This is a genomic window from Amycolatopsis sp. cg13 (assembly GCF_041346965.1).
In the GTDB taxonomy this organism is placed as follows: Bacteria; Actinomycetota; Actinomycetes; order Mycobacteriales; family Pseudonocardiaceae; genus Amycolatopsis.
In genome coordinates this window covers 355,845-379,841 of record NZ_CP166848.1, presented here as the reverse complement: position 1 = coordinate 379,841, position 23,997 = coordinate 355,845, and the positions used below count along the sequence as shown (strand labels likewise).

Annotated in this window: 19 protein-coding genes and 1 pseudogene; 12 read left to right on the top strand and 8 right to left on the bottom strand. The window is 70.4% G+C overall.

What is annotated here, in order from left to right:
* Nucleotides 1–8: 8 nt before the first annotated feature.
* The gene (locus AB5I40_RS01565) at nucleotides 9–2,780 is read right to left on the bottom strand and encodes a glycoside hydrolase family 2 TIM barrel-domain containing protein (RefSeq protein ID WP_370936610.1); all 2,772 of its coding nucleotides are present in this window, start codon (nucleotides 2,778–2,780) and stop codon (nucleotides 9–11) included.
* A gap of 313 nt (nucleotides 2,781–3,093) precedes the next feature.
* On the opposite strand from AB5I40_RS01565, the gene pqqA reads away from it, so the two are divergent.
* The 5 genes from pqqA (at nucleotide 3,094) to pqqB (ending at nucleotide 6,174) form a co-directional block, all read left to right on the top strand.
* Entirely contained in the window at nucleotides 3,094–3,189 is a 96-nt protein-coding gene (gene pqqA, locus AB5I40_RS01560) for a pyrroloquinoline quinone precursor peptide PqqA (protein WP_116204359.1), read from the top strand.
* A gap of 79 nt (nucleotides 3,190–3,268) precedes the next feature.
* Nucleotides 3,269–3,967: a pyrroloquinoline-quinone synthase PqqC gene (pqqC, locus tag AB5I40_RS01555; protein ID WP_370936609.1), complete on the top strand. Its 699-nt coding sequence runs from the start codon at nucleotides 3,269–3,271 to the stop codon at nucleotides 3,965–3,967.
* Nucleotides 3,968–3,971: 4 nt separating this feature from the next.
* Nucleotides 3,972–4,244, top strand: coding sequence for a pyrroloquinoline quinone biosynthesis peptide chaperone PqqD (gene pqqD, locus AB5I40_RS01550; RefSeq protein WP_370936608.1), 273 nt, complete (start codon nucleotides 3,972–3,974; stop codon nucleotides 4,242–4,244).
* On the top strand, nucleotides 4,235–5,308 hold the full coding sequence (gene pqqE, locus AB5I40_RS01545; RefSeq protein WP_370936607.1) for a pyrroloquinoline quinone biosynthesis protein PqqE: 1,074 nt from the start codon (nucleotides 4,235–4,237) through the stop codon (nucleotides 5,306–5,308). Before pqqD ends, pqqE begins: the two co-directional genes overlap by 10 nt.
* The gene (pqqB, locus tag AB5I40_RS01540; protein WP_370936606.1) at nucleotides 5,305–6,174 is read left to right on the top strand and encodes a pyrroloquinoline quinone biosynthesis protein PqqB; all 870 of its coding nucleotides are present in this window, start codon (nucleotides 5,305–5,307) and stop codon (nucleotides 6,172–6,174) included. Before pqqE ends, pqqB begins: the two co-directional genes overlap by 4 nt.
* 699 nt (nucleotides 6,175–6,873) lie before the next feature.
* Here the strand turns inward: pqqB and AB5I40_RS01535 are convergent.
* Entirely contained in the window at nucleotides 6,874–7,470 is a 597-nt protein-coding gene (locus AB5I40_RS01535; RefSeq protein WP_370936605.1) for a DUF6461 domain-containing protein, read from the bottom strand.
* A gap of 150 nt (nucleotides 7,471–7,620) precedes the next feature.
* Between AB5I40_RS01535 and AB5I40_RS01530 the strand changes: the two genes are divergently transcribed.
* Nucleotides 7,621–8,793, top strand: coding sequence for an AI-2E family transporter (locus AB5I40_RS01530; RefSeq protein ID WP_370936604.1), 1,173 nt, complete (start codon nucleotides 7,621–7,623; stop codon nucleotides 8,791–8,793).
* A gap of 6 nt (nucleotides 8,794–8,799) precedes the next feature.
* Here AB5I40_RS01530 and AB5I40_RS01525 read toward each other — a convergent pair whose 3' ends face one another.
* Nucleotides 8,800–11,331, bottom strand: a complete 2,532-nt coding sequence (locus AB5I40_RS01525; protein WP_370936603.1) for a LuxR C-terminal-related transcriptional regulator — start codon at nucleotides 11,329–11,331, stop codon at nucleotides 8,800–8,802.
* Between the two features lie 98 nt (nucleotides 11,332–11,429).
* Nucleotides 11,430–11,891: a hypothetical protein gene (locus AB5I40_RS01520; protein ID WP_370936602.1), complete on the bottom strand. Its 462-nt coding sequence runs from the start codon at nucleotides 11,889–11,891 to the stop codon at nucleotides 11,430–11,432.
* Between the two features lie 195 nt (nucleotides 11,892–12,086).
* Here AB5I40_RS01520 and AB5I40_RS01515 point away from each other — a divergent pair, with 195 nt between their 5' ends.
* Both AB5I40_RS01515 and AB5I40_RS01510 read left to right on the top strand, forming a co-directional pair.
* Nucleotides 12,087–12,593 (top strand): DUF1269 domain-containing protein, encoded by a 507-nt coding sequence (locus tag AB5I40_RS01515; RefSeq protein ID WP_370936601.1) that lies wholly within the window; start codon nucleotides 12,087–12,089, stop codon nucleotides 12,591–12,593.
* Between the two features lie 269 nt (nucleotides 12,594–12,862).
* On the top strand, nucleotides 12,863–14,215 hold the full coding sequence (locus tag AB5I40_RS01510) for a DUF2252 domain-containing protein (protein WP_370936600.1): 1,353 nt from the start codon (nucleotides 12,863–12,865) through the stop codon (nucleotides 14,213–14,215).
* Between the two features lie 9 nt (nucleotides 14,216–14,224).
* Here the strand turns inward: AB5I40_RS01510 and AB5I40_RS01505 are convergent, their stop codons facing one another.
* Both AB5I40_RS01505 and AB5I40_RS01500 read right to left on the bottom strand, forming a co-directional pair.
* Nucleotides 14,225–14,491, bottom strand: coding sequence for a hypothetical protein (locus tag AB5I40_RS01505; protein WP_370936599.1), 267 nt, complete (start codon nucleotides 14,489–14,491; stop codon nucleotides 14,225–14,227).
* Nucleotides 14,488–14,814, bottom strand: coding sequence for a hypothetical protein (locus tag AB5I40_RS01500; RefSeq protein ID WP_370936598.1), 327 nt, complete (start codon nucleotides 14,812–14,814; stop codon nucleotides 14,488–14,490). The genes AB5I40_RS01505 and AB5I40_RS01500 overlap by 4 nt, the downstream gene beginning before the upstream one ends.
* A gap of 118 nt (nucleotides 14,815–14,932) precedes the next feature.
* On the opposite strand from AB5I40_RS01500, the gene AB5I40_RS01495 reads away from it, so the two are divergent.
* The 3 genes and pseudogenes from AB5I40_RS01495 to AB5I40_RS01485 all read left to right on the top strand — a co-directional run.
* Entirely contained in the window at nucleotides 14,933–17,593 is a 2,661-nt protein-coding gene (locus AB5I40_RS01495) for a LuxR C-terminal-related transcriptional regulator (RefSeq protein ID WP_370936597.1), read from the top strand.
* A gap of 103 nt (nucleotides 17,594–17,696) precedes the next feature.
* Nucleotides 17,697–18,101, top strand: a complete 405-nt coding sequence (locus AB5I40_RS01490; protein WP_370936596.1) for an SHOCT domain-containing protein — start codon at nucleotides 17,697–17,699, stop codon at nucleotides 18,099–18,101.
* 179 nt (nucleotides 18,102–18,280) lie between these two features.
* A pseudogene (locus tag AB5I40_RS01485) lies at nucleotides 18,281–18,523 on the top strand (ion channel); the annotation flags it as partial.
* Between the two features lie 78 nt (nucleotides 18,524–18,601).
* Here AB5I40_RS01485 and AB5I40_RS01480 read toward each other — a convergent pair.
* The gene (locus AB5I40_RS01480; RefSeq protein ID WP_370936595.1) at nucleotides 18,602–20,002 is read right to left on the bottom strand and encodes an MFS transporter; all 1,401 of its coding nucleotides are present in this window, start codon (nucleotides 20,000–20,002) and stop codon (nucleotides 18,602–18,604) included.
* Between the two features lie 138 nt (nucleotides 20,003–20,140).
* Here AB5I40_RS01480 and AB5I40_RS01475 point away from each other — a divergent pair, with 138 nt between their 5' ends.
* Entirely contained in the window at nucleotides 20,141–21,955 is a 1,815-nt protein-coding gene (locus AB5I40_RS01475; protein WP_370936594.1) for a glycoside hydrolase family 15 protein, read from the top strand.
* A gap of 6 nt (nucleotides 21,956–21,961) precedes the next feature.
* On the opposite strand, the gene AB5I40_RS01470 is transcribed toward AB5I40_RS01475, so the two are convergent.
* Nucleotides 21,962–23,986, bottom strand: a complete 2,025-nt coding sequence (locus AB5I40_RS01470) for a hypothetical protein (RefSeq protein WP_370936593.1) — start codon at nucleotides 23,984–23,986, stop codon at nucleotides 21,962–21,964.
* Nucleotides 23,987–23,997: the final 11 nt, after the last annotated feature.

Sequence of the window (23,997 nt, the reverse complement as noted above, 5' to 3'; positions counted from 1 at the left end):
GCTTCGGCTCAGCGCTCGAACGTGGGCGCCGCGGGATGCGTGTCCAGCGCCTGGTGATTGAACGTCACCGCTGCGCCGCGTCCCCGCAACCGGGACGCTCGCTGGTCGATCTTCCATCCGTCGACCCGGATTCCGAGGTTCGGATGCTGCCGAGCCTGCTCGCTGTCCAGTTCAGCCCTCACGGTTGTCGCTTCTCCGGCGACCAAATTCAGATAGTTATCGCTGAAAGTGGCTGGCAAAACCCGTTCGCCGGTCCGAAGGTCGTATACCTGCAAATGCACCATCAACGCCACGGACTCTCCGACGTTGCGCACATCGACAGCCACTTCGACGCCGTCCCTTCCCCGTGAAACTCCGGCGATCACCGAAACAGCGGCTGCGGGCATTTCGTCCAGTCCGGCGAATCCTGCCGCCCTCGCGGGGTTCTCTGCCCAATAGAAGTTCCGCACTATCTCCGAACCTCGGGAGTCCTTGAGCACCATCCGAACAAAGACGATCTCCGACGGAGCATCCTTCAACCGACCCGCAATGTTGCCGACCACAGTCCGATCAGAAGCGCCCGCATCCACCCCGAACGAGTCGCGGCTGATCTCCACGCCGTCCAGGCCGTAGAGCGTGACCTCGGCCCGGCCCCGCACTGGCGATCGGCCATGGTTCGCCACCACGACATCGAACGATTTCGCGTCCAGGACCACATTGAGCCGCCGACAGGCGTGCTGGACCGCGTAGTACGACGAATGCGCCTCTAAATCGTGGCTGTACATTTGCCAGACGAAGCTCGGTTGCGCGGGATTGGTCATCCACATGATGACCCCGGTGCGCGGGTACGGCCCGGCGCTGCGCATATTCGCCACGGGGGCCTCGTAAATCGCCTTGATGCATTCGTAGTTCATCAGCTGCGACTTGCGGGCGAAGTCCGGCAGGTTCCGCACTTCCCCGTACCGTTCGGCGGTCAGACGGAGGTAGCCTGCTCCGCCGCCATTGCCCCCGTTGCCGTTTACGTCCCGGTCGGCCCAGAAATCGTCCGGGTGCTCCCACGACGGCTCCGGCAGCATCTTCCGCATGAACTCCAGCGTCGGGATCGAGTACGAGCCGACCTCGTTGTGGAACGGCGGCCACTGCGTGCCGTCGTTGAGCGAAAAGTGCTTGGCGGGCGGGACCCAGTGGTACGGACCGCCGGACCGGTAGCCGTCGATCGGGTTCGCCCCGGTGTCTCCGGCCGAGCTGGTCAACGCGACGCGTTGCGGGTCCAGTTCGGCGACCAGTGCGTCCAGGCCGTCGATCAGCGGCTGCGGCGGCGGGCCTTCGTTGCCGCCGCACCAGAGGAGGATCGACGGGTGGTTGCGGAATCGCACGATGCAGTCGCGGATGTTCGCCAGGTCTCGAGCGGTGTTCTCCGCGGGCGGGCCTTCGGTCGAGCAGAAGAAGTCCTGCCAGACCAGGATGCCGTACTCGTCGCAGGCATCGAAGAAGTCTTCGGTGCTGCTCTGGCCGTTCCAGTTCCGGATCAGGTTGAGGTTCGCGTCGCGGTGCAGGCGCACCTGCGCTCGCAACCGCTCCCTCGGGATCCGCTTCAGCGCTTCGTCCAACCCCCAGTTGCCGCCCATCACCAGGATTGGCTGGTTGTTCACGGTGATCGCCAGGCAGTCGGTCACCGCGCCGGACGGCGAGCGCATGGGGGTCGTGTACTCGATTCGCCGGATTCCGAAGTCCACCGTTCGCTCGTCGTGGACCTGGCCGCCGGATTCGACGCTGATGGCCAGGCGGTAGCGATACGGGTCGCCGTAGCCGTTGGGCCACCACAGTTTCGGTTCGTCCAGCCGCAGGCAGGCGAGGTCTTTCGACGTCAGCGTGATCGATGACGCGCCTGCCGGGACGTTGACCGTTCGCCGGAACTCTCGTCCGGCCAGCGATCCCTTCAGCACTACGGACTTCGCAGTGGCGCTGTCCAGGGCTAGTTCGACTGCGACGTCTGCCGTGCGCAAATCCTGCGACAGTGTGGAGGTGACTTGCACGTCGGCCAGCCGGACGGGACCGGTGGTGCGCCAGGTGACTGGCTGCCAGATTCCCAGGTCGCGGTCGGGGATGGTGGGCAGCCAGTCCCAGCCAGCGGTGCAGAAGAAGGTCGGGCCGTTCTTCAGGGTGATCCCGGTCGGGCCGCCGTTGCGGCCGCCGCGCGTCACGCCGCTGGTGTAGCTCGGCAGCGCGGGCGGGTCGGTGTAGTCGAGTTTTCCGACCAGCACTGCCAGCCAAACCGTGCCGCTCGCCTTCGCCATGATGTCGGTGGCTTCGAAGACTGCGCGCTTGAACGCGCCTTCGACCGTGCCCAGCTTGGCGCCGTTGAGCCAGACTGTTCCCAGGTAGTTGATTCCGTCGAACTGCAGCCAGAACCGCTGGCCGGGAACGAGTTTCGGCACGCGGAACGCGACCCGGTACCAGTAGGCGGTGTCCTTGAGGGTGTCCGGGACGGTGTCCGTCACGATGTGGCCGTACAGCGGGTCGGGGTACTCGCCGTTGGCGATCATGCTGGTGAGCGGCGTTCCCGGGACGATGGCTGGCTTCAGGCCGGCGATGTTCTGGGCGCTGGACAGTGCGCTGCCCGCGGTGGTGTCGTCCGCCGCCGCGAATGTCCATCCAGTGCCGATTTCGCCGCTCGCTTGGTATGGTCGGGCCTCCGGAGCTGCCGCGGCGGTACCGGACAGTCCGAACGCGCCGAGCACACCACCGCCTGCGACAGCCATGCCGCCGGACAGGAAACGCCTGCGATTCACCTGGGTCACGTCGCTCCCGAAGCCTCTCACTGACAACGTTGTCAACCGCGCTTGAACCCTATTATTCGGTTGCCCGCGGGTCCGATGTCAAGCGGCATCAGGAGGTTGTCGCGCGCCCGCGGGGAATCTGTCGGGCGGACAAGGGGCGCCGACGCCCGAGAGTGACCGCCGCTGCGCCATCGGAAGGAATATTTACAAAGTCGGCGAGAAATCGGCCCGCGCCTCTGGCGACCGGCCGCCTTGCGCTTTTAGGGTGACGGCGTTCGCGGCGGGACGCCTGCCCCGCTCACCGGTGCACCACCGAAGGAAAGCGAGTTTCCTCATGCCTGAAACCGCCGAAATGTGGACCGCGCCCGACTTCGTCGAGTACGAAACGCCGATGGAAGTCACCGCCTACGCGGCCCGCCGGGAGGAGTGACCCGCCGGACGGGGCCGGTTCGCTCGCGGTCCCGTCCGCCCGGAAAACCGTACCGCTCAGTGAATCCCGGAGTATGCGAATGTCCACTGTGCACCCGATGAGCCCGGCGGAATTCACCGGCGCCCTGCGCGGCCTCGCCCACCGGTACTGGGGCAGCCACCCGTTCCACCAGCGGATGCACGCCGGCGAACTGACCGAGCACGAACTGAAACTGTGGGCCGCGAATCGCTGGTACTACCAATGCCAGCTGCCGCAAAAAGACGCGGCCATCATCAGCAACTGCCCGCTCCCGGAAATCCGCCGCATCTGGCTCGACCGGATCATTTACCACGACGGCGCCGTCGACGGCGAAGGCGGAGCCGAACGCTGGCTGCGGCTGTGCGCCGCCGTCGGTCTCGACCGAGCTGAGGTTCTCGACGAACGGCACGTCGCCCCCGGTGTGCGGTTCGCTGTCGACGCCTACGTCACCTTCGCGCGTACCAAACCGTGGGTCGAAGCCATCGCCTCCGGCCTGACCGAGATGTTCGCCGGGCACCTGATGCAGCAGCGCGTGGCCGACGTCCTGGCGAACTACTCGTGGATCTCCCGCGCGGACCTGGCGTATTTCACGAACCGGATCGACAAGGTTTCCGGCGAGGGCAAGGACACTTTGGACATCGTCGTGCGCCATTGCGGTACCCGCGAGCAGCAGGAGAAGGCGGTGGCCGCGCTGTCGTTCAAGTGCGACGTGCTGTGGTCGATGCTCGACGCCATCGAACGCGCCGCGGCCAAGGAGTGAGCCGATGGACACCATCACCGCCGCGTCGGTGCCGAAACTGCGCGTCGGCGTGCGCCTGACGTTCGATCACGTGCGCGGGGTGCACGTGCTGTTGTTCCCGGAAGGCGTGCTTGTGCCGAACTCCACCGCCACCGCTGTACTGGAACTCTGCGACGGCGCCACGCCGGTCTCCGGCATCATCGACCTCTTGAACAGCCGGTACCAAGGCGTCCAAGAGAGCGATGTCCTTGCTGTGCTGACCCGGTTCGGACAACGGCGGGTGATCGAATGGACGTGACCGCGCCGCTGGGGTTGCTCGCGGAGCTGACGCACCGGTGTCCCCTGCACTGCTCGTACTGCTCGAATCCCGTGGAACTCGTGAGCCGATCCGCGGAAATGTCCACTGCGGACTGGACGGACGCGCTGTCGCAGGCCCGGGAGCTGGGCGTGCTGCAGGTGCATATGTCCGGCGGGGAACCGCTGGCGCGTCCGGACCTTCCGGAGCTGGTCACGCATGCGAGCGGGCTCGGCTGCTACGTCAACCTCGTCACCTCCGGCCTCGGCCTGACCGAGCCACGGCTGAACGACCTCGTCGAACGGGGCTTGGCGCACGTCCAGCTTTCCGCGCAAGCCGCCACTCCCGACCGCGCGAACCTGCTCGCCGGAGCGAAGGCCTTCGACCTCAAACTGGCCGCCGCCGAGCTGGTGAAAGCGTCGGGCTTGCCGCTCACCCTCAACGTGGTGCTGCACCGGCAAAACCACGACCAGCTCGCGGAAATCATCGCGCTGGCCGAGTCAATGGGCGCGGACCGCCTCGAACTGGCGAACACCCAGTACTACGGCTGGGCGCTGCGCAACCGCGACGCCCTGATGCCCACCCGGGCGCAACTCGCCGCCGCCGAACCCGTGGTCCGCTCAGCGGTGGAGCGCCTCCGCGGCACGATGGAGATCATCTACGTCGTCGCCGACTACTACGAGCCGTTCCCGAAACCGTGCATGCACGGCTGGGGCGCGCGGCAATTGACAATCGCCCCCGACGGCACTGTGCTCCCCTGCCCCGCCGCGAGCGCGATCACCACGCTCACCCTCGACAACGTGCGCGACACCGCCCTTGCCGACATCTGGTACCGCTCGGAGTCCTTCAACGCCTACCGCGGCGAAGAGTGGATGAGCGAACCGTGCCGCACCTGCGACCGCCGCACCACCGACTTCGGCGGCTGCCGCTGTCAAGCGTTCCAGCTCACCGGCGACGCGGCCAACACCGACCCGGTCTGCTCCCGCTCGCCGAACCGCGGCACCGTCGACCTGATCCTCGCCGCACCGTCCACTCCGGACCTGATCATGCGTGGCCCGGCCCGATGAAAGTCATCCTCCTAGGCACCGCTGCCGGCGGCGGTTGTCCACAGTGGAATTGCGCCTGCTCCCAATGCACCTCCGATTCTCCTCCTCGTACGCAAGACAGCGTCGCCTTCAGCGCAGACGGCCGCACATGGCACCTGCTCAACGCCTCGCCCGACGTCCGCGCCCAAATCCTGGCGACCCCAGCCCTGCGCGCCGGACCGGGCCCGCGCGAAACGCCGCTGCGCACGGTCCTGCTCACCGACGCCGAACTGGACCACACCCTCGGCCTGCTCATGCTCCGCGAGGCGGCGGCTCTCACCGTCCACGCCCCCGCCGCCGCGCTGCACGCGCTGACCGACCACTTCCCAGCACGCACCATCATCAGTGAGTACCACTCGTGGAACTGGCACCCTCGCACCGAAACCACCCTCGACGGCCTGGTGATCACCTCCCTTCCCATCAGCGACAAACAACCGAAATACGCCCGCACTTCGACTCACCCCGGCCCGTGGGTAGTGGCCTACCGCATCCACGACCCGGCCACCGGAGGCACGCTCGTCTACGCGCCGTGCCTGCGCACCTGGCCGCCCGGCTTCGACACGTTCACCGACGGCGCGAACCTCGTCCTGCTGGACGGCACCTTCTACAGCGGCAGCGAGTTCACTGCCGCTGTCGCGAGTGCCAACCCGACGGCCCAGCAGGCGATGGGCCACGTGCCGATCACCGCTACGCTGCCGATGATCACGAGCCGCCCGGGTGCCACGCGGTGGGCTTACACCCATCTGAACAACACGAACCCCGTCCTGGACCGGGCTGGCCCGGAGCACGCCGCCGTGGTGAGAGCTGGCGCGGAGGTGCCGATCGACGGAGCCGAGTTCACCCTCTGACCCTGGCGCTCAAGCCAAAGGCCTCCGACTCCGCCCGCCGCCGTGGTGAAGACTGGCGCGGAGGTGCCGCTGGACGGAGCCGAGTTCACCCTCTGACCCTGGCGCTCAAGCCAAAGGCCTCCGACTCCGCCCGCCGCCGTGGTGAGGACCGGCGCGGAGTTGCCGCTGGACGGAGCCGAGTTCACCCTCTGACCCTGGCGCTCAAGCCAAAGGCCTCCGACTCCGCCCGCCGGGGACACCGCGAAGCCACACCGCTCATCGATCGAATAGCCACACCAACCGCCACCAGAACCCACTTCACTGTCTCGCCGTGGCACTGCCGCCTCCGCCTACCGCAGGTCGAAGAGCCACACCGGTCCTCTCGGCCGTCGCCCGCTGGCGTGGCGATGACGGACCGCCGAAAGCCTCTGCCCGCGCCAAACTCACCTCCACCCACTCGTCTCCAAGTCGTGTTCCTGTGACAGCCAAGGCGTCACGATCGACGAAGGTGGCTCATGCCAGCTCCGGCGCGAATGTCTCTCCGGCCATCTCCCCACCGAGAACACGGTGGCAGGGTCATGCAGCACACTCCTCGTGCGAGACCGCAAGCGTCGCCGTCACCCCGCCTCTTCCGCCGACTCAGCGCCCGGCCACCCACCAGCCAACCCGCCAACACACGCTAGCCCGGCCACCAACCAGCAACCCGCCAACACTCATCGGCTAGGTGCGAATGTCCCCCACCAGCAACGGCCGCTCAAGGAACTCCGGGGTGAACGTCACGCCGGTGATCCTGGCCGCCACCGCGAACGCCGTCGCGATGGGGTTCGGCGGGCGTTCTTCTTGCGCCGGATCCAGCCCGGCCTCGCGCATCCACCGTGTCAACCGCTCCGGGTCGCTGCCGTACTGTTGGCTCGGCAGGCGTGGGAGGAAGCCTCCGATCACTGTGCTGTCCACCGCGTAGACGAAGTGTGCTTCGGCGTAGTCGTGCCGGTTGATCGCCACGACCTCGCTTCCCTTCGACAGTCCGCCAATCACTTCCGGCAGATTCCCTCGCCAGCCCCACGGCTCGATCGCCACGCTCCACTCACCGGACGGCACCACGCCGACGTACCCGCCGCCATTGCCGCCTTGGGTTTGTTCGACGTATTCCGACACCAGGCTGTTCAGCTCAGCGAAAGCCAGCCGCTCACCTGAGGCGGCTCCGAAGCGTCGTAAGACCTCAGGCGGGTCTAGGCCGCGCAGGAAAGTAACGCAGAAGATGTCGCTCAGCGGGCCGTAGCTCTCCAGCCAAATCAGGTCAGTCAAAGAATCCGTCATCGTGCCCTCCTCGGTCGGTCAAGGACATGGTTGCAGGCACCACCGACAAAAAACGCACCCGGGCAAGCACAACCCGCCCCCACCGGGTGAAGACCGGGTCCGCGCGCCCGGCCACGGTGGGGCCTGCTGCCTGCTTCGGGAGGGATTCTCATGGTGCGCGCGTCGTTCACCGATTTCCCGGCTCGCCGGTTCCGCAAGTCCAGGCGAGCACGTCCCCGCCTTGCCGACCGACGAGGCGAGACCACGCAATCACAACCGCAACCGCCGCCGATCCTGCCCGAATGCGAGGCGAACAAAACCCCGCTCCCCCGTGCGCTCGTCGTGCTCCTCGGCGCGGCCGCCGCGACGGTCGTGCTCTCGGGGGTGCAAGCCATCGCCTGGCTCGTCGCGCCGGTGTTTCTCGCGCTGGTCGTCGTAATCACCCTCGATCCGGTGCGAACCTGGTTGCGGGGCAAGGGTTTGCCACGCTGGCTGACCGTCACCGTGCTGGTCGTCGCCGTCTACGCGGTCCTGCTGGTCTTCTTCCTCGTCGTCGTGGTGTCGGTCGCGCAACTGTCCGCGCTGGCCCCCAGCTACGCCGGCCGGGTCGACGAGTTGCTGCACCACGGCCTCGCGACGCTCGGGGTCGGCGAAGCGCAGGTGCGCGGCATGCTTTCCTCCGTCGACGCCGGAAAACTCGTGCGGCTGGTCGGTTCGCTGCTCGCGGGCGCGGGCAAGCTGGTCACGAATCTCGCGTTCCTCTTCGGCCTTTTGCTGTTCCTGAGCGCCGAAACGGCCTGGGCGGGGCAACGTCTCCGCCGCATCGCGCGCGACCGGCCGTGGATTTCCGCGGCATTGCGCGGGTTTGTCACGAGCACGCGGCGGTATCTGCTCGTGACAACCGTGTTCGGCGGCCTCGTGGCAGCGCTCGACACGGCCGCACTGGCGTTGATCGGCGTTCCGGGTGCGATACTGTGGGGGCTGCTTTCCTTTGTCACCAACTACATCCCCAACGTGGGTTTCGTGATCGGGGTGGCCCCGCCCGCGGTGATCGCGCTTCTCGACCACGGCTGGCGCGGGCTGACCGTGGTGCTCGCCGTCTACCTCGTGCTGAATTTCGTGGTGCAGTCGCTGATCCAGCCCCGGTTCGTGGCGGGCTCCGTGGGACTGTCCACTGTGGTCACCGTATTGGCGCTGGTGTTCTGGACGTGGCTGGTCGGCCCGCTCGGCGCGGTCCTCGCCGTGCCGGCGACGCTGCTGGCCAAGGCGCTGCTCGTGGACGTCGATCCGCGGGCCTGCTGGGCGGAGGCGCTGCTGTCGGCCCCGCGCCGCGACGACAGCTGACCGCAGTCAGGTCAAACCATGCCGACGAGCGACAACCACAGCCGAACGCCGGTTGTTCACGCCGAGCTTCCCGTAGATGGCCCGCACGTGCGTCTTCACCGTGTTCACCGAGACAGTGAGATCAGACGCGATCTCGTCCAGCGAACGCTGGGACGGCAGGCGCTGCAGCACCACCTGCTCGCGATCGGTCAGGTCGCTGGGCGGAGCGTGCGGGACGAGCCTGCCGCGGACCGTCTGTGCGAACCGGTCGAGCGAGCCGAAGCCGCCGGAGTGGCCGATCAGCAGGTCCCGGACCGGGGGCTCGGCGAGCGCGAACGGCCGCACCAGCCTGTTCGGCCAGGCGATCGCGAGGGCCTGGTCGAGGGCTTGGAGGGCTTTGGTCCGGCGGTGCGAGCGCAGGCCGAGCGCGGTTTCGGCCAGGCAGCGGTCGACCGGGGTGGCGGGAAGCAGGGCGATCGCCGACGCGGTTTCCCGCAGCACGGCCTCGGCCGGGCCGGTTTCGTCGGCGGCGAGATGGGTGCGGATCCGCAGCACAGCCAGTTCGCCGCTGCCCGGCAGCTGATCCTGGGCCCAGGCAAGGACTTCCGTCGCGTGCAACGCTTCGCCGAGTGCGAGCGCGGCGTGCTGCTCGGCGACTGCGCACACTCCGACGAGTTCGCGGGGCAGGTCCAAGCACGCGAGTTGCCGGCGCGCCGCGCGCATGAGTTGAGAACCCGCCGTCCGGTCGCCGTCGTCGAAGCGTGCGACGCCCTCGAAGAACTCACGCAACGGCACCAGCAATGGCACAGAACCAGGAACAGCGGTCGCCTGGGCCAGTTCCTGAGCCGCTGCAGCCGGTTCAGCGCGCATCAGTTCGTCGTAGGCCAGCAACAGGCGGCACTCGGCGACTCCCGGAGTGCGCTGCCAGTCGTGTCGGCGTGCGACCGCCAGTGCGCCAGTGCACGCCCGGCGCAAAGCAGGGTGCTTCCCGCCGAAGGCGCTGGCGACCGCCAGTGCCAGCTTGCTGTGCAGCACGAGGTGGTCCAGCCGCTCGCCGCTCGCCAGGCGCAACGCCTCCTGCGCCTGCGCGCCCGCGTGGCGGCACGCGCCCCGGTACAGCGAACGCCACGCGCGATCGAGATGGGACCAGGCGTCGAATGCCGGGTGCCGCGCTGCCGGTGGTTCCGCTCCGGCCAGGCGGTTTCCCTTGATCGCGGCCAGATGCCGGACGGCGAGCGGCCACCAGTCGCCAGCGCCCTCGCCGCCGAGATCCGACTCCGCTTCGGCGAGCCGTCCGCCTTGGATGTTCTCGAGCGCGGACGCCAGCCGCAGCGACGGGTTCGCGGCGACCGTCGCGCTGCCGAGGAAGTCGAGCGCGCCACGCACCGGTCCCCCGTCTCCGGCAAGCACTTGGCGCACGGCTCGCTCCCGGGCCAGCACTAGGACGTATTCCCGGTCCTGTCCGGCGACCGCGTGCCCGAGCGCCTCCCCGTACCGTCCTTCGCTGGCGTGCCATCGCGCGGCGATACCTTGCAACCGCAGCACTCGCGCCGGATCCCGCCGCGCAAGTTCGGCTTGCAGGAAACCGCGCAGCAGCGGGAAAAACTGGTAGGTGTCCGACGGTGTGCGCGTAACCAGGCCCCATGAGCGCTCGAGTTCGTCCAATCGCGCGCCCGCGTCCCGACGGCCGGACAGACGAACCGCCAGGGTCGCGGAAACCGCGTCGCAGATGCTGAGGCACAGCAACAGATCCGTCGTAGCCGCAGGCAGGTGTGCGAGCACTTCGTCGGAGAAAAACCGCGCCACGGCACGATCGTCGCCAGTGACGGAATCGACGGCAGCATCCTCACGAACCGAAACCGCCGTCCAGCCGAGTGCCGCGGCCCAGCCCGCGGTGCGTTCGGTGAGTTCCCGGACGCACCCGTCGCTCACCGAAGCACCGGCGGCTCGCAGCAGGCTCGCCGTCTCCGCCGCGGTGAACCGGAGTTCGGCCGCGTCCACCCGGGACAGCACGTCTTCGAACTGCAGCCGGACCAGCCGCAGCGGCGGCTCGACCCGGGTGGACAGCACCAGGCGCAGCGCGGGCGGCAGGTGGCGGGCCAGTGCGGCGAGCGCCTCCAGCGGCTCCGGGCAGCGGATCTCCTGCAGGTCGTCCAGGATCAGCCGCACCGGTCCGTTCTGCCCGGCGAGCGCGTCGTCGAGGTCGGCCAGGAACGCCCGCCGCCGTCCTGGCGACGGCGGGCGCAACCGGTGCAGCGCACTGTCCTGCGCGAAGTCCCGCCGCAACGCGCCGAGAATCGCCTCCCACAACCGGTTTTCGTCGTTGTCGTCCTCGTCGAGCGACACCCAGGCCACTGCGCGGCCGATCCCGGCCCAGGCGGCCAGCGCCGTGGTCTTGCCCGCCCCGGCCGGGGCCCGGACCACGGTGACCGGCCGCACGGCGGCGCGGGAGAACAGCACGTCCAGCCGGGGACGGGGGACGAAGATCCCCGGCAGGCGCGGCACCGCGACCTTCGCGCCGGGGACCGGCCGGGACCGGGGCGTCGTTCGAGCGGGCACGTCGGACCTCTCGGCTGTCGGGAGAGTGCGCCCCCGGCTCCCGCGGTCGACGGGCGGGGGCCACGACTGTACTGAGCACCGGGAGCCGGGCCGCCGGGTCACCAGATCCCGGCGGCCGCTTCGTCTCCGTGCACGATGACGGCCCAGATCACCAGGACGTCGAGAGCGATCACGATCGCGCCCCAGAACGGGTACGCGGACAGGAAGGCCAGCTGCGCCAGCGCGTTGAAGCCGGCGAGCGCGACGGTGCAGACCCGGGCCCACTGCGCGCCGGTGAACAGCGCGATCCCGGTCAGCACCACGAGGACGCCGACGATCAGGTGGACCCAGCCCCAGCCGGTCAGGGAGAAGACGAGCAGGCCGGCCGGGCCGACCGCGTAGTAGTGCCGGTCGACGAGCGCGACCAGGCCTTCCACCGCGGTGAAGAGTCCGGCGAGGACGGTGATCGTCCCGGCGAACCAGATCCAGCCGGTCCGGCGCGTCCGGGCCAGTGCCCGCTCCGGCGGGAGCGGCGGCCGGGCTCCGGCGTTTCCGGCCGGGGGGTGCATGCGTTCGGTCATGGGTCTCTTCCTCGTTCGTCGAGGGGCTGCGGACCCGGGCGATCATGGTCGGCTCCCGCGCCGCCGGGCCTCGCCCGCGCCAGGTGAGATCAGGGGTGCGGACCGTCCCGGGCTTTCACCCGGAGCGGGCGAAGCCGCGGCCGCCCGGACGGGAAACAGTGCGGCGGACCACCGATCCCGGAGCGAGGAGACGTCATGGCCACGTTGACCGTATGGAGGTTCCCGACCGTCGACGGCGCGGAAAACGCACTGGAGCTTCTTCAGCGGCTGCAGAAGCAGCAGCTGATCTCGATCGCCGACGCGGCGCGCGTGAGCTGGCCCGAGGGCCGGAAGAAGCCGAAGACCAAGGAACTCGGCTCGCTGGCCGGAGCCGGCGCGCTGGGCGGGACGTTCTGGGGCCTGCTGTTCGGCCTGATCTTCCTCGTCCCGCTGCTGGGCGCGGCCGTCGGCGCGGCGATCGGCGCGCTGACCGGATCGCTGCGCCGCGTCGGGATCGACGAGGAGTTCGTCGACACCGTCCGGACCCAGGTCACGCCGGGCACGTCGGCGCTGTTCGTCATGTCGGACAACGCGGTGCTGGACCGGGTCGCCGAACCGTTCAAGGAAACCGGAGCCACGCTGCTGACGACCAATCTGTCCGACGAGGAGGAAGCCCGGCTGCGCGCCGCCTTCGGGGAAGCCCCGGAGCACGAGCAGCTCTGACCCGCACGCGAACGGGCCCTCGCCGAACTGTTCGGCGAGGGCCCGTTCGGTCCATTGTGCTCGGCTTTCCGGGCGAATGCCGTTGCAGCGCAAGCTAGACCGCGACGACGCCCCCGAACGCCGCCGCGGCCTCCCGCCAGAGGCGGACCGCACCTGCACCGCCCACTCTCCGGAGAAACCCGCTCTCCGTCGTCACCCGTCCCGGATGACCTCGCTTCACCCTTGACGGGCGACGCCGCCGCCCGGTCGCCGGGCCGACGATCCGTGCCATGCCCTTCACCGACAAGGACACCGCCGTGCGGATCGCCCGTGCCCGTGCCGCGCGCCTTGCTGTGCCCGCTGCCAGCCACGCGGAGTTCCCCAGTGCCGTGCTGCGCGCCGATCCCCTTGCCCTGCTGGCGCGCCAGGATTCCGGCCGGGTCCCGGAACTGCTGCCGCTGCGCTACACCCGGCTGGCCGCCTCTCCGCTGGCATACTTCCGCGGCGCCGCGCTGCCCGCCGCGGCGGATCTCGCCGCCACGCCGCGGACCGGATTCGCGGTCCAGGCCTGCGGAGACGCCCAGCTGGCCAACTTCGGCCTGTTCGCCGCACAGGGCCGCCGGCTGGTGTTCGACTTCGCCGATTTCGACGAGACCCTGCGCGCGCCCTGGGAATGGGACGTCAAACGACTCGCCGCGAGCTTCGAGGTCGCCGGCCGGGAGATCGGGCACCCCACCGCGCAACGCAGGCGCACGGTGCTGGCGGCGATCGAGTCGTACCGGCTGGCGATGCACGACTTCGCGCGCAGAACCCCGCTCGAGATCTTCTTCGCGCCTCCGGACCCCAGGACACTGCGCACGGTCGCGGCACATCGCCTCGGCCCCGCCCGCCGACGCCCCGCCGACCCGTTCCGGCACACCGAAATCCGCGACGGCGCACTGAAGCTGGCTGCCCGCGCGCCATGGGCGGTCGCGGCTGGCCGCATCGGCGGGGACGGCGATCCCGCGACACTCGCCGATCGCCTCTGCGCCGTGCTCAGGCGTTACCGGCGCACCCTCGGCCCCGCGCGACGGGCCATGCTGGACCGCTACCGGCTGGCCGACGCGGCGCGCACAGTGCCGGGCCCGGCCGGTTCCGGCGCCCGGTGCTGGGTCGCCCTGCTCGTCCGGACGGACACCGGAGACCCGCTTCTCCTGCAGGTGAAGGAAGCCCGGCCGTCAGTGCTGCAGGAGTACACCGGCGCTTCCCCGCCGGACAGTCCCGGCAGGCGGGTGGTCGCCGGGCAACGGCTGATCCAGGCCGCGGGCGACGTCTTCCTCGGCTGGGCCCGCTCCCCCGGTTTCGACGGCCCGGCCCGCGACTTCCACGTCCGCAGGCTGCGCCACGACCGAAGTTGCGGCGACGTCGCGACGATGACCCCGGACGTGCTGCGGGCCAACGCCCGGCTGTGCGGATGGACAGTGGCCAAGGCGCACGCGCGCACCGGCGACGCGCTCGCGATCGCCGCGTACCTCGGGTCCGGATCGGGTTTCGCCGAAGCGGTCCGGGAATTCTCGGCCGCCTGCGCCGACCAGAACGAACGCGACCACGCCGCGCTGCGGCGGGCGATCCGGCTCGGCCGCGTCGCGGCGGCCGGATCGTGACGGACCGCGTCACCCGAGCGCGCGGTGCTCCGTCCGGGGGAGTTCGCGGACCCGATGGACGGATTCGACGTGCATCCCGAGCGATTCGAGCCGGCGCAGGATTCGCGGAAGGTCGGCGGGATCGGCGACGGCGCCGAACACAATCGTTTCCGGCGGAACGGGGACCACGAGCACGTCCCGGAAATAGGCGGCGCTTTCGGCGGCTCCTTCCGGAATGGCGCCACAGCCGCGGAAAACGTAATTCGCGCGGGAGCCCAGGATCGCGGGCGCGCTCACCGGCGGCCTCCGTCCCGCCCGGACGCGTGCCACGCGAAGCCGACGACGGCCAGATCGAGCAGCACCACGAACGCCGACCAGCCGTGCGGCGGCAGGAAGACCAGTCGCGCGACCAGGTCCGCGGCGGCGCGGACGCCCGCCCGGATCCGGGCGGGCGAGACCAGCGAGGCGAGCGCCACGGTCAGCCCGAGCACCGCCGTCCCGGCGCTGAGCGAGCCCGTCCGCACCAGGTCGAGCACCACGACCTCGCCCGGCCCGAGCCAGAAGAACTGCGTGCAGGCGAATCGAGGACGGCCGCCCGAAGAATTCCCGCGTATTTTCACCCGCCCCACGATTCTGCCGCCGGACGCCGTTTTCCTCGCCCGCAGCGGATGAGCCGCTCTCGGTGCCTGGCAAAATCCGCCGGAATCGCCCGGAACCGACCGCGAAGGAGAATTGCGCATGCGCCGGCGCCTCGACGTCTCGCTCCGAAGACAAGTGCCGAGAACCAAAGTCGCCGTTCCCGGCCCGCCCGCGGACCTCGTGTCGCGGCCGCGACTGCTCGCCGTCCTCGACCGCGCGGCCGAGGCCGCCATCGTGTTCGTCGGGGCCCCCGCCGGGTTCGGCAAGACCGTGCTGCTGGCCGAATGGGCGCGCCGCCGGGGACGGGGCGCGGTCGCCTGGCTGTCCGCGGACGCCGACGACAACGACGACCGGCTTTTCTGGTCCGCCGTCCTCGAAGCGCTCAGCCGCTGCGGCCGGTTCCCGGACGGAGATCCGTTGCGCTTCCTGGCGGTGCCCGAGTCGCCGAGCACCGATCTCGCGTTCCTGGGCGAACTCGCCGACGCGCTCGACACGCTGAGCGAACCGGTCGTGCTCGTGCTCGACAGCGCGCACGAAATCACCTCGCCCGAGCCGTGGCGCGGGCTGCGGACGCTGGTGCGCCACCAGCCCGCCGGACTGTGCCTCGCGGTCGTCAGCAGGAAGGAGCCGCCGTTGCCGCTGGGCCGGGCGCGGCTCGCGGACCGGCTCGTCGAAATCGGAGCCGAGCGGTTGCGGTTCACCGCCGGGGAGGCGGAAACGCTCTTCGCCGCCGCGGACGCGGCGATCCCCCGGCACGAGGTGGCACCGCTGGTCGACCGGACCGGGGGCTGGCCAGCCGGGCTGCGCCTCGCGGCGGCGTCCGCGTCCCGGCACGGCAGCCTGTGGGACTTCGACACCGGCCGCGACAGCGCCGCACTCGCCTACCTGACCGACGAAGTCCTCTCCCCGCTTTCGGCGGCACAGCGGGAGCTGCTGCGGACGATCAGCGTCTGCGACGACGTCCCGCCCGGTCTCGCTCCGGTGCTCTGCGGGCGGGCCGACGCGGAGGCGATGCTCCACGAGCTGAGCGGGCCGTCCGTCCGGGCGGTCGATTCCGGCGGTACTCCGCCGCACCGCCGTGTCACGCCGCTGCTGCGCACCTACCTGCGAGCTGAGCTGCAGCGGCGGGCGCCGGACCGCGCGCGGGCGCTGCACGCGACGGCCGCGCGCTGGTTCGCCGAACACGACCGGCCCGCATCCGCCTTGCTGCACAGCGTCCACGCGGGCGATCCGGGCCAGGTCGGCGAACTGCTGCGCGCACACGCCGTTTCGCTGTTCCTCGCCGGCGAACACCAGGTCTTGCGCTTGGCGCTCGCCGCGGTGGAAGACCGGCGGGTCGCGGCCGATCCCTTGGCGGCGCTGATCTCGGCCGCGCTGAGTCTCGAGTCCGCCGAGACCTCAGCGGCCTGTCTCCACCTCGCCTGGGCGGACGCCGCGTGGCCGGACCGGCCGACGGCGGAGCTGACCGTTCTGCGGCAGCTGGCGCAGTCCCGGCTCGCCCAACTCGACCGCACCCCGGCGCACGCTGAGCGCGCAGCGGAACAGATCGACGAAGAACTCGACACCGAGCTAGCCGGCCTCGCGGCTGCGCACCGAGCCGGTGTACTCGCAATTCGCGGCGAGCACGAAGAAGCCCGGCGATCCCTGGAACGCGTCCTCGCCGCGGCGGAGGAACTCGGGCAGGAGTTCACGGTCGCGCACTGTCTCGCCGCGCTCGCCGAAATCGCCTGCCAAGACGGCGATTACCCCGCGATGGACCGGCTCGCCCGCCGGGCCGGGACAGTGCAGCCGCGCCAGGATTCCCCGCAATCGTTCCAGCGTGCGCAAGCAGCGGCCCTGCTGGCGTACGGAGCGCTGATGCGCGGTGAGCCCGCTGACTGCGTCACGCACGCGAAACGGGTCGGGCAGTTTCTCGGCGACGCGCCCGCGCGGGCGGCCCGCACCCTGCGGCTGTTCGCGGAAACCCTGCGCGGCGCGGCCGAATTCGAACTCGGCGGCTGGCACTCCGGGCTGCGGCGGATGCGCCGGGCCCGCCGCCGTCTCGGAACCAGCCGGTCCTGCCCAGCCCAGCACGCGGTCCAGTGTGCTGTCCTCGAACACCGCGCAGCGCTACGGCTGGGCGCGGCCGGCCAGGCCAAGGAAGCCGTTCGGTGGGCCGCGCCCGCGCTCGCCGGCTCGGGCGAAGAACTGCTCGTGCGCGCCCGGACGCAGCTGCGGCTCGGCCGGCACCACGGGGCGAGTTCCGTGCTGCGTTCCCTGACGGAGGACGAAGCACCCATGACGCTCCCGTGGGCGGCGGTCGAGGCGACGCTGGTCGGAGTGCAAGCGGCGCTGGCCGCCGGAGCACCGGAACGGGCGGCCCGGCTGCTCGACGACGCCCTGCGCGCGGCCGAACCCGCCGGGATCCGGTTCCCGTTCGTCTTCGCCCCGCCCGATCTCGCCGGGTTCCTGACCAGCCGGCTCGGCGCGCTCGGCAGCGGCGAACGGTTCGCCGGGGAAATCCTCGCGGTGCGGCGCCGGTTGCGTACGCCCCCGATGCCGGAGCCGCTGACCGAACGCGAGCGCGGCGTCCTGCGCCTGCTGCCGACTCAGCGGTCGATCGACGAGATAGCCGAGGACCTGACTGTCTCGCCCAACACCGTCAAGACCCACGTCCGCGGGATCTACGCGAAGCTCGCCGTCCGCAGCCGTCGGGAAGCGGTCGCGGTCGCACAGGAACGCGGACTGCTCGACGCGGAGGTCCCCGACTTCGCCGGATAGCGCCCGCCCCACCCGCGGCGGGCGAGGCGGGCGCGTCCGCGATCCGGTCGGGTGGGCCGGACACGGGCCCGTCCGGTCCCCGAATCGACGGCGAGGAGAAGTCATGCCCCTGGCGAGCGCGGAGTACCCGTTCTGGAACGTGATGGCGACGATGCTGGTGTTCTTCTGCTGGGTCGCCTGGTTCGGCCTGCTGTTCGTGGCCGTCGGCGACCTTTACCGCCGCTCCGACGCCTCCGGCTGGGCCAAAGCGGGCTGGACCCTGCTGATGCTCGTGCTGCCGGTCCTCGGCGTCCTGCTCTACCTCGGCATCGAGGGCCGGCGCCTGCACGACCGGCGGCGCGTCCGGGAAGCAGCCGCGGAACGGCGCTTCGCCGGTTACGTGCGTTCAGTGTCCACATCGGACACCACGAGCGCGGCCCAGATCGCCGAAGCCCGGCGGCTGCTGGACGACGGCGTCATCAACGACGCGGAGTACCAGACCCTGATGCGGAAGGCGCTCGCGCCGTGACCGCTTCGCGGCGGTGGCGGTTCGTCGCGCTCGCGGTGCTCCGGCCGCTGCTCACGGTCACCGCGCTGGTCTGCCTCTACTATCTGCTTCCGGTCGGCCAGCCGTTGCGGCCCTGGACCTTGGCCGTGCTGGTCGCCGGGCTCGCTCTCGTGGTGCTGCTGGTGGTCGGCGAGGTGCGGATGATCCTGCGCTCGCCGTTCCCGGCCGGACAGGGCGTGCAGGCGCTGGCTCTCGTGGTCCCGTTGTTCCTGCTGCTGTTCGCCGACGGCTACTACGTGCTCGGCCACGACCGTCCCGGTTCCTTCAGCACGGGCCTGACGCGCACCGACGCGTTGTACTTCACGGTCACGGTGTTCAGCTCGGTCGGATTCGGCGACATCGCCCCGGTTTCCGCGACCGCCCGGGTGCTGGTGACCCTTCAGATGGTCGCCGATCTGGTCGTGCTCGGCGTGGTGCTGCGGGTGATCGTGGCCGCGGTGCGGCGTCGCCGACCGGACCGATCACTTCGGGGCAGGCAGGAACAGCGCGGCGACGAGCCCGGTCGCCGCCACGACGGCCAAGGTCGCGAGGGCGAGCGCGAAGGACCGGTCCCCGAGGTGCGGAGTCCCGGCCAGAACGGACCCGGCCAGCGCGGTCCCGACCGACGAGCCGAGGTTGGACACACTGCGCGACACCCCGGAAATGTCGCCCTGGGCCGAATCCGGGAAGCGGGACTGCACCAGGTTCGCCGAAGCCGTGAGCATGATCCCGACGCCGGCGCCGAGCAGAAACAGCCCGGGCACCGCGCTCGCCACACCCGAATCGGCGCGCACCAGCACAAGCACGAGGACCAATCCGGCGACGGCGAGGACGAAGCCGACGCGGATCAGCCACCGCTGGGAGTGCCGCCGAGCCATCCGGCCCGCGGCGGCCGAAGCGGCGAGGATGCCGATCGTCGCGGGCGTCAGCATCAACCCGGTTTCGATCGCGTCGCAGCCGCGAACCTCCTGCAGGAAAACAGCCACCACGAAGAACGAGCCCTGCAGAACCAGCCATTGCACGTGCTGGGTCGCCAAGCCGAGTCCGGTGACCCGGTCGCGGAAAAGCCCTGACGGCACCAACGGATCCCGCCCGGCTCGTTCCCGGGCGCGGACGTGCACGAAGAACAGGACCAAAAGCACCGCGCCGATTCCGGCGAACAACCACACCGGCGAGATGCTTCCCGCCGGAATCAGCACGACTCCCGCGACAGCGAAGTCCGCCCGGGAAACGAACCAGCCGTACGAACCCGATTGCAGGACACCGAAAACGACGAAGAACAGCCCGGTTGCCGAAAGGAGCGCGCCGCCCACGTCGAATCGCTTCTCGCGGGGCGGAGCGGGCGGTTCGGCGACGCGCAGGGCCAGCAGGACGATGAGTCCGACCAGCAGCACCTGCAGCAGGAACGACGCACGCCAGCCGAGCCACGTCGTGACCAGGCCGCCGAGCAGCGGACCGGCCGCCGCGCCGAGCGCGCCCGCCCCGCTGACCACGCCCAGCGCTCGCGCGCGATCTGCCAGGTCCGGACTGGTCACGGTGACCAGGATGTAGATCGGCGGGATCATCAGCGCCGAGCCGATCCCTTCCAGCAGCGAATAGCCGACGATCAGCATCCCCGGCCCGTGCGCGAGCGAAGCCAGCAGCGCGCCGGTGCCGTAAACGCCGAGTCCGGCGAGGAAACACCGCTTGCGGCCCAGCAGATCGCTCAGTTTGCTGCCCGGCACCATCAGCGACGCCATGGTCAGCGTGAACACTGTGATCGCAGTCTGCACGCCGAGCACGGTGGTGCCGAGATCCGCGGCGACGGCGCTGACCGCGACGGTCATGGTGGTGGCCGCGTAGCTCGCGACGAATTGGGCGAGGGCGAGGGGCAGCACGATCATCGGCGGGCCTTCCTGCTCGGGTGCCGCACACGGTGGCGCGGCGGCGGCCGGGCCACCTCACCCCGCGCGGATGAGGCGGTCCGGGCCCGCTCCGGCGACGGTGCGGACGAGGAAACCCGTTGCCCCGAGGGAGAAACCATGACCGAGACCACGATCGCCGAGCACGCGCTGATCGGCGACCTGCAGACCGCCGCGCTGGTGACCACCGACGGGTCGATCGACTGGTTCTGCGCGCCGCGGTTCGATTCGGCGTCGGTCTTCGGCGCCCTGCTCGACGACGAACGCGGCGGCCGGTTCCGGATTCGTCCGGCGGGCGCCTGCGCGAGTTCGCAGATGTACCACCCGGACACCGCGGTGCTGATCACCCGGTTCTCCGGGCCGGACGGGATCGGCGAGGTCGTCGACTTCATGCCGCCGTGCGGCGATGCCCCCGCCAAGCGGCACCGGATCGCCCGGCTCGTGCGCTGCGTGCGCGGCCGGATGACGTTCGACGTGCTGGTCGCGCCCCGCTTCGACTATGGCAGACGTCCGCATCGGGCGATGCTCGTCAAGAACGGAGCCGTGTTCACCGCGCCCGGGATGTCACTGGTGCTGCACGCGGTCCGCGAGCCCGGCGACGAGCAGCTCGCCGAGGCGCGCGTCGAAGGCGAGGACGTGCATCTGCGGGTCTCCCTGGACGCGGGGGAAGTCCGCGGGGTCGTGCTCGAGACCGGAGCCGACGCGCCGCCGCGAGAGATCGGCGTCGCCGAGTTCACCGCGCTTTTCGAGTCCACAGTGGACTGGTGGCGCACCTGGCTCGCCCGCTCCGCTTACCGCGGCCGCTGGCGGGAAATCGTGGCCCGCTCGGCGATCACCCTCAAACTGCTCACCTACGCCCCGACCGGCGGGCTGGTCGCCGCGCCCACCCTCGGGCTGCCCGAGCAGCTCGGCGGCGAACGCAACTGGGACTACCGCTACACCTGGGTCCGCGACGCGTCGTTCTCGGTTTCGGCGTTGCTGGCGCTGGGATTCGCCGAGGAGGCGGCCCGCTTCGGGAACTGGCTCGGCGACCGCATCCGCGAAGGCGACGGCGGGGCCAGCGGGCCGCTCGCCGTCCTGTACCGGGTGGACGGCACGTCGGACCTGCGGGAGGAACGCCTCGCGCACTGGTCCGGGCACCGCGGGTCGAGCCCGGTCCGGATCGGCAACGCCGCGTCCGGGCAGCTGCAGCTCGACATCTACGGCGAAGCCCTCGACAGCGTCTTCGCCGCCGACCGCGCGGGATTCGAACTGCCGCACCAAGGCTGGACCGCGCTCCGCGCCGCGCTCGACTGGCTCGGCGACCACTGGGACCAGCCCGAGGAAGGCATCTGGGAAACCCGCGGCGGCCGGAAACGCTTCACCTACGGCCGGCTGATGAGCTGGGTCGCCTTCGACCGCGCCATTCGGCTGGCGGACACGCACGGCCGCCCCGCCCCGGTCGAGGACTGGACCTGGCAGCGCGACAGCATCCACAGCCAGATCCTCAGCCGGGGCTGGCACCGCACACGCAACGCCTTCGTCCAGCACGACACCGGCGACGAACTGGACGCGGCCCTGCTTCGCATGCCCCGCACCGGTTTCCTCCCGGCGAAGGACCCGCTGTGGCTCTCGACGCTCGACGCGATCAAGGCCGACCTGGTCACCGACAGCCTGGTCTACCGCTACGACCCGGTCGCTTCCCCGGACGGGCTCGCCGGCGGCGAGGGCACGTTTTCGTTGTGCAGCTTCGATTACGTCGATGCGCTGACCCGCGCCGGACGGCTGGAGGAAGCCCGCACCGCGTTCGAGAAGATGCTGACCTACGCCAACCACGTCGGCCTGTACGCCGAGGAAATCGCCCCGACCGGCGAGCAGCTCGGCAACTTCCCGCAGGCCTTCACGCACCTGGCGCTCATCGACGCCGCGGTGACCCTCGACGCCGCGCTCGGCTGACCAGCCTCAGGACTGCGGAGGCGCCGCCTGCAGCGTCCCCGCGGGCAACCGGTCCGCACCCCAGCTCCGCTCGACGTACCCGAGAATCCGCCCGACATCCTCCGCGGGCACCTTCTCCGGCGACCCGTGCTCCCGAGGATCCACATGGAAGATGTACAACCGCGACGCGAACTGCTCGAACGGCAGCGAAGCCTCGCCGAACCGCTCGCCGTTGCCCGCCGTCGAGACCACGACGCCGTCGCCCCAGTCCTGGCCGCTGTCGTTGTTCGGGTTGTAGAAATACACCCGCATGACGTCCTCGGCGTCCGGGGCCGCGCGCAGGATCGTGATCGCGTGCCAGCCGACGTAGCGGGCCGCGCTGTCGGTGACCGCGACCCCGGCCGGCTGCGGGTGGATCAGCGGCTGCTCGCCGTTGTAGGCCGGGTGGTAGCTCGCGTAGAACTGCCGCAGGAAATCCTCGGGGTCGACCAGTTTCCCGGTGGCGACGTCGACGTTGATCCGGAATCCCCGCGACGCCCACCAGCCGTGGAACTCCGGGTTGACCCAGCGGTGCGGGTCGCCGGGACGGTCGGCGCAGCGGCGGCCCATCTCGGCGTAGATCCGGTCGAGATGCGGCACGACCAGCGACGACACCGGGTCCAGGTCGGCGGGCAGCTCCGCGGACAGCCCGGCGCCGCTTTCCTTCGACGAGACCGGCTGTCCTTCGAAGTGCATGACGACCTCGTCGTCGCGCGCCGCCCACACCACGACCTGCAGCAGGTAGTCCGGGTCGTTGTAGGCCCACATCGACAACGCGCGCGCCGACTGGCAGGTCGGGTTGTCGCCCTGCCCGACGCCGAGCGGCTGGCCCAGCATCGAGAGCACGCCCGCGAGCAGCCGCGCCTCGGGCCTCGGCTGGTCGCCGAACACGAGCGTCAGCCGTTCCCGGGCGGCGGCGGACAGCTCCAGCGCCAGCTGCCGCCACAGCGCGGGCACCACCGGCGGCTCGTAGAGGATGCCGCGGTCGAGCAGCAGCGCGAGCCCGTAGACGCACTGCGCGGTCTGCGGGTGCACGGCCTCTTCGATCAGCCGGTGGACCAGGTCGTGGTAGCGCATCAGGCAGTTGCGGCCCACGTCGGACAACCCGAGCGCCTCGCCGAGGAGGTAGTCGCTCTCGTGCGCCAGGTACCGCAGCAGCTCGGCGTGGTACGGCGACACCAGGCCGGTGTCGTGCATGGCCCGGGCGAACCCGTTCGCCTCGTACTGCAGCGTCGCCGCGTCCATCGCCTCCAGCCGGGACCGGAACACCTCGACGCCCGGGTCCTCCCGGCAGGCCTCGGTGGTCCCGAACAGGCTGGTGATGAGCCGGTCGAGCCCCTGCACCGACGAACCGCCCAGGTCGACGTCCGGGTCGCCGCGGTAGATCGAGATCCGGGTGATCAGCGAGCGGACCTGGTCGACCTGGATCGGGCGCTGGCGCAGGATCCGCCAGATCTCCTCGACGACCTTGTCCAGGATGCTGTCGTAGCCGATCTGGTCGGCGAGATACCGCAGCAGGTCCCGGATCAGCTGCGCGGTCCGGCCCTGCCTGGTCCGCTCGGCCTCGCTGGGCGGGGTGAACAGCAGCTCCAGGTTCGCCCCGAGCACCTGCGACAGGAAGACGCGGGCGTCCTCGGCCGGCAGCGTCGGATGCTCGTAGTCGCCGCACGCGACCGCGAGCATCCGCAGCTCGCTGGTCGCCTCGATGACCACGGTGTCGGTGTTCTCGCTGTGCAGGCCGGGCCCGACCAGCGCGGGGATGAGGATCTCCGGGGTGTCCCAGTCGGTGTCCTGGAAGACCCCGGCCTCCTCGATCTCCCGCGCCCTCGCCCGGACCGCCGCCGCGCCGTCCGGCTGGAGCAGGACCCGCCGCAGCGCCTCCAGCACCCGCCGCAGCTTCGTGTGCTTGCCGAAGTCGCGGGTTGCGGCCATGGCCGCAACCGCGTCGTCGAGCGCGGCCACGCGTTTGGCCAGCGTCGCAGTCGTGCCGGTGACGTCGGCGTTCGGCTTCAAATGCGTCCTTC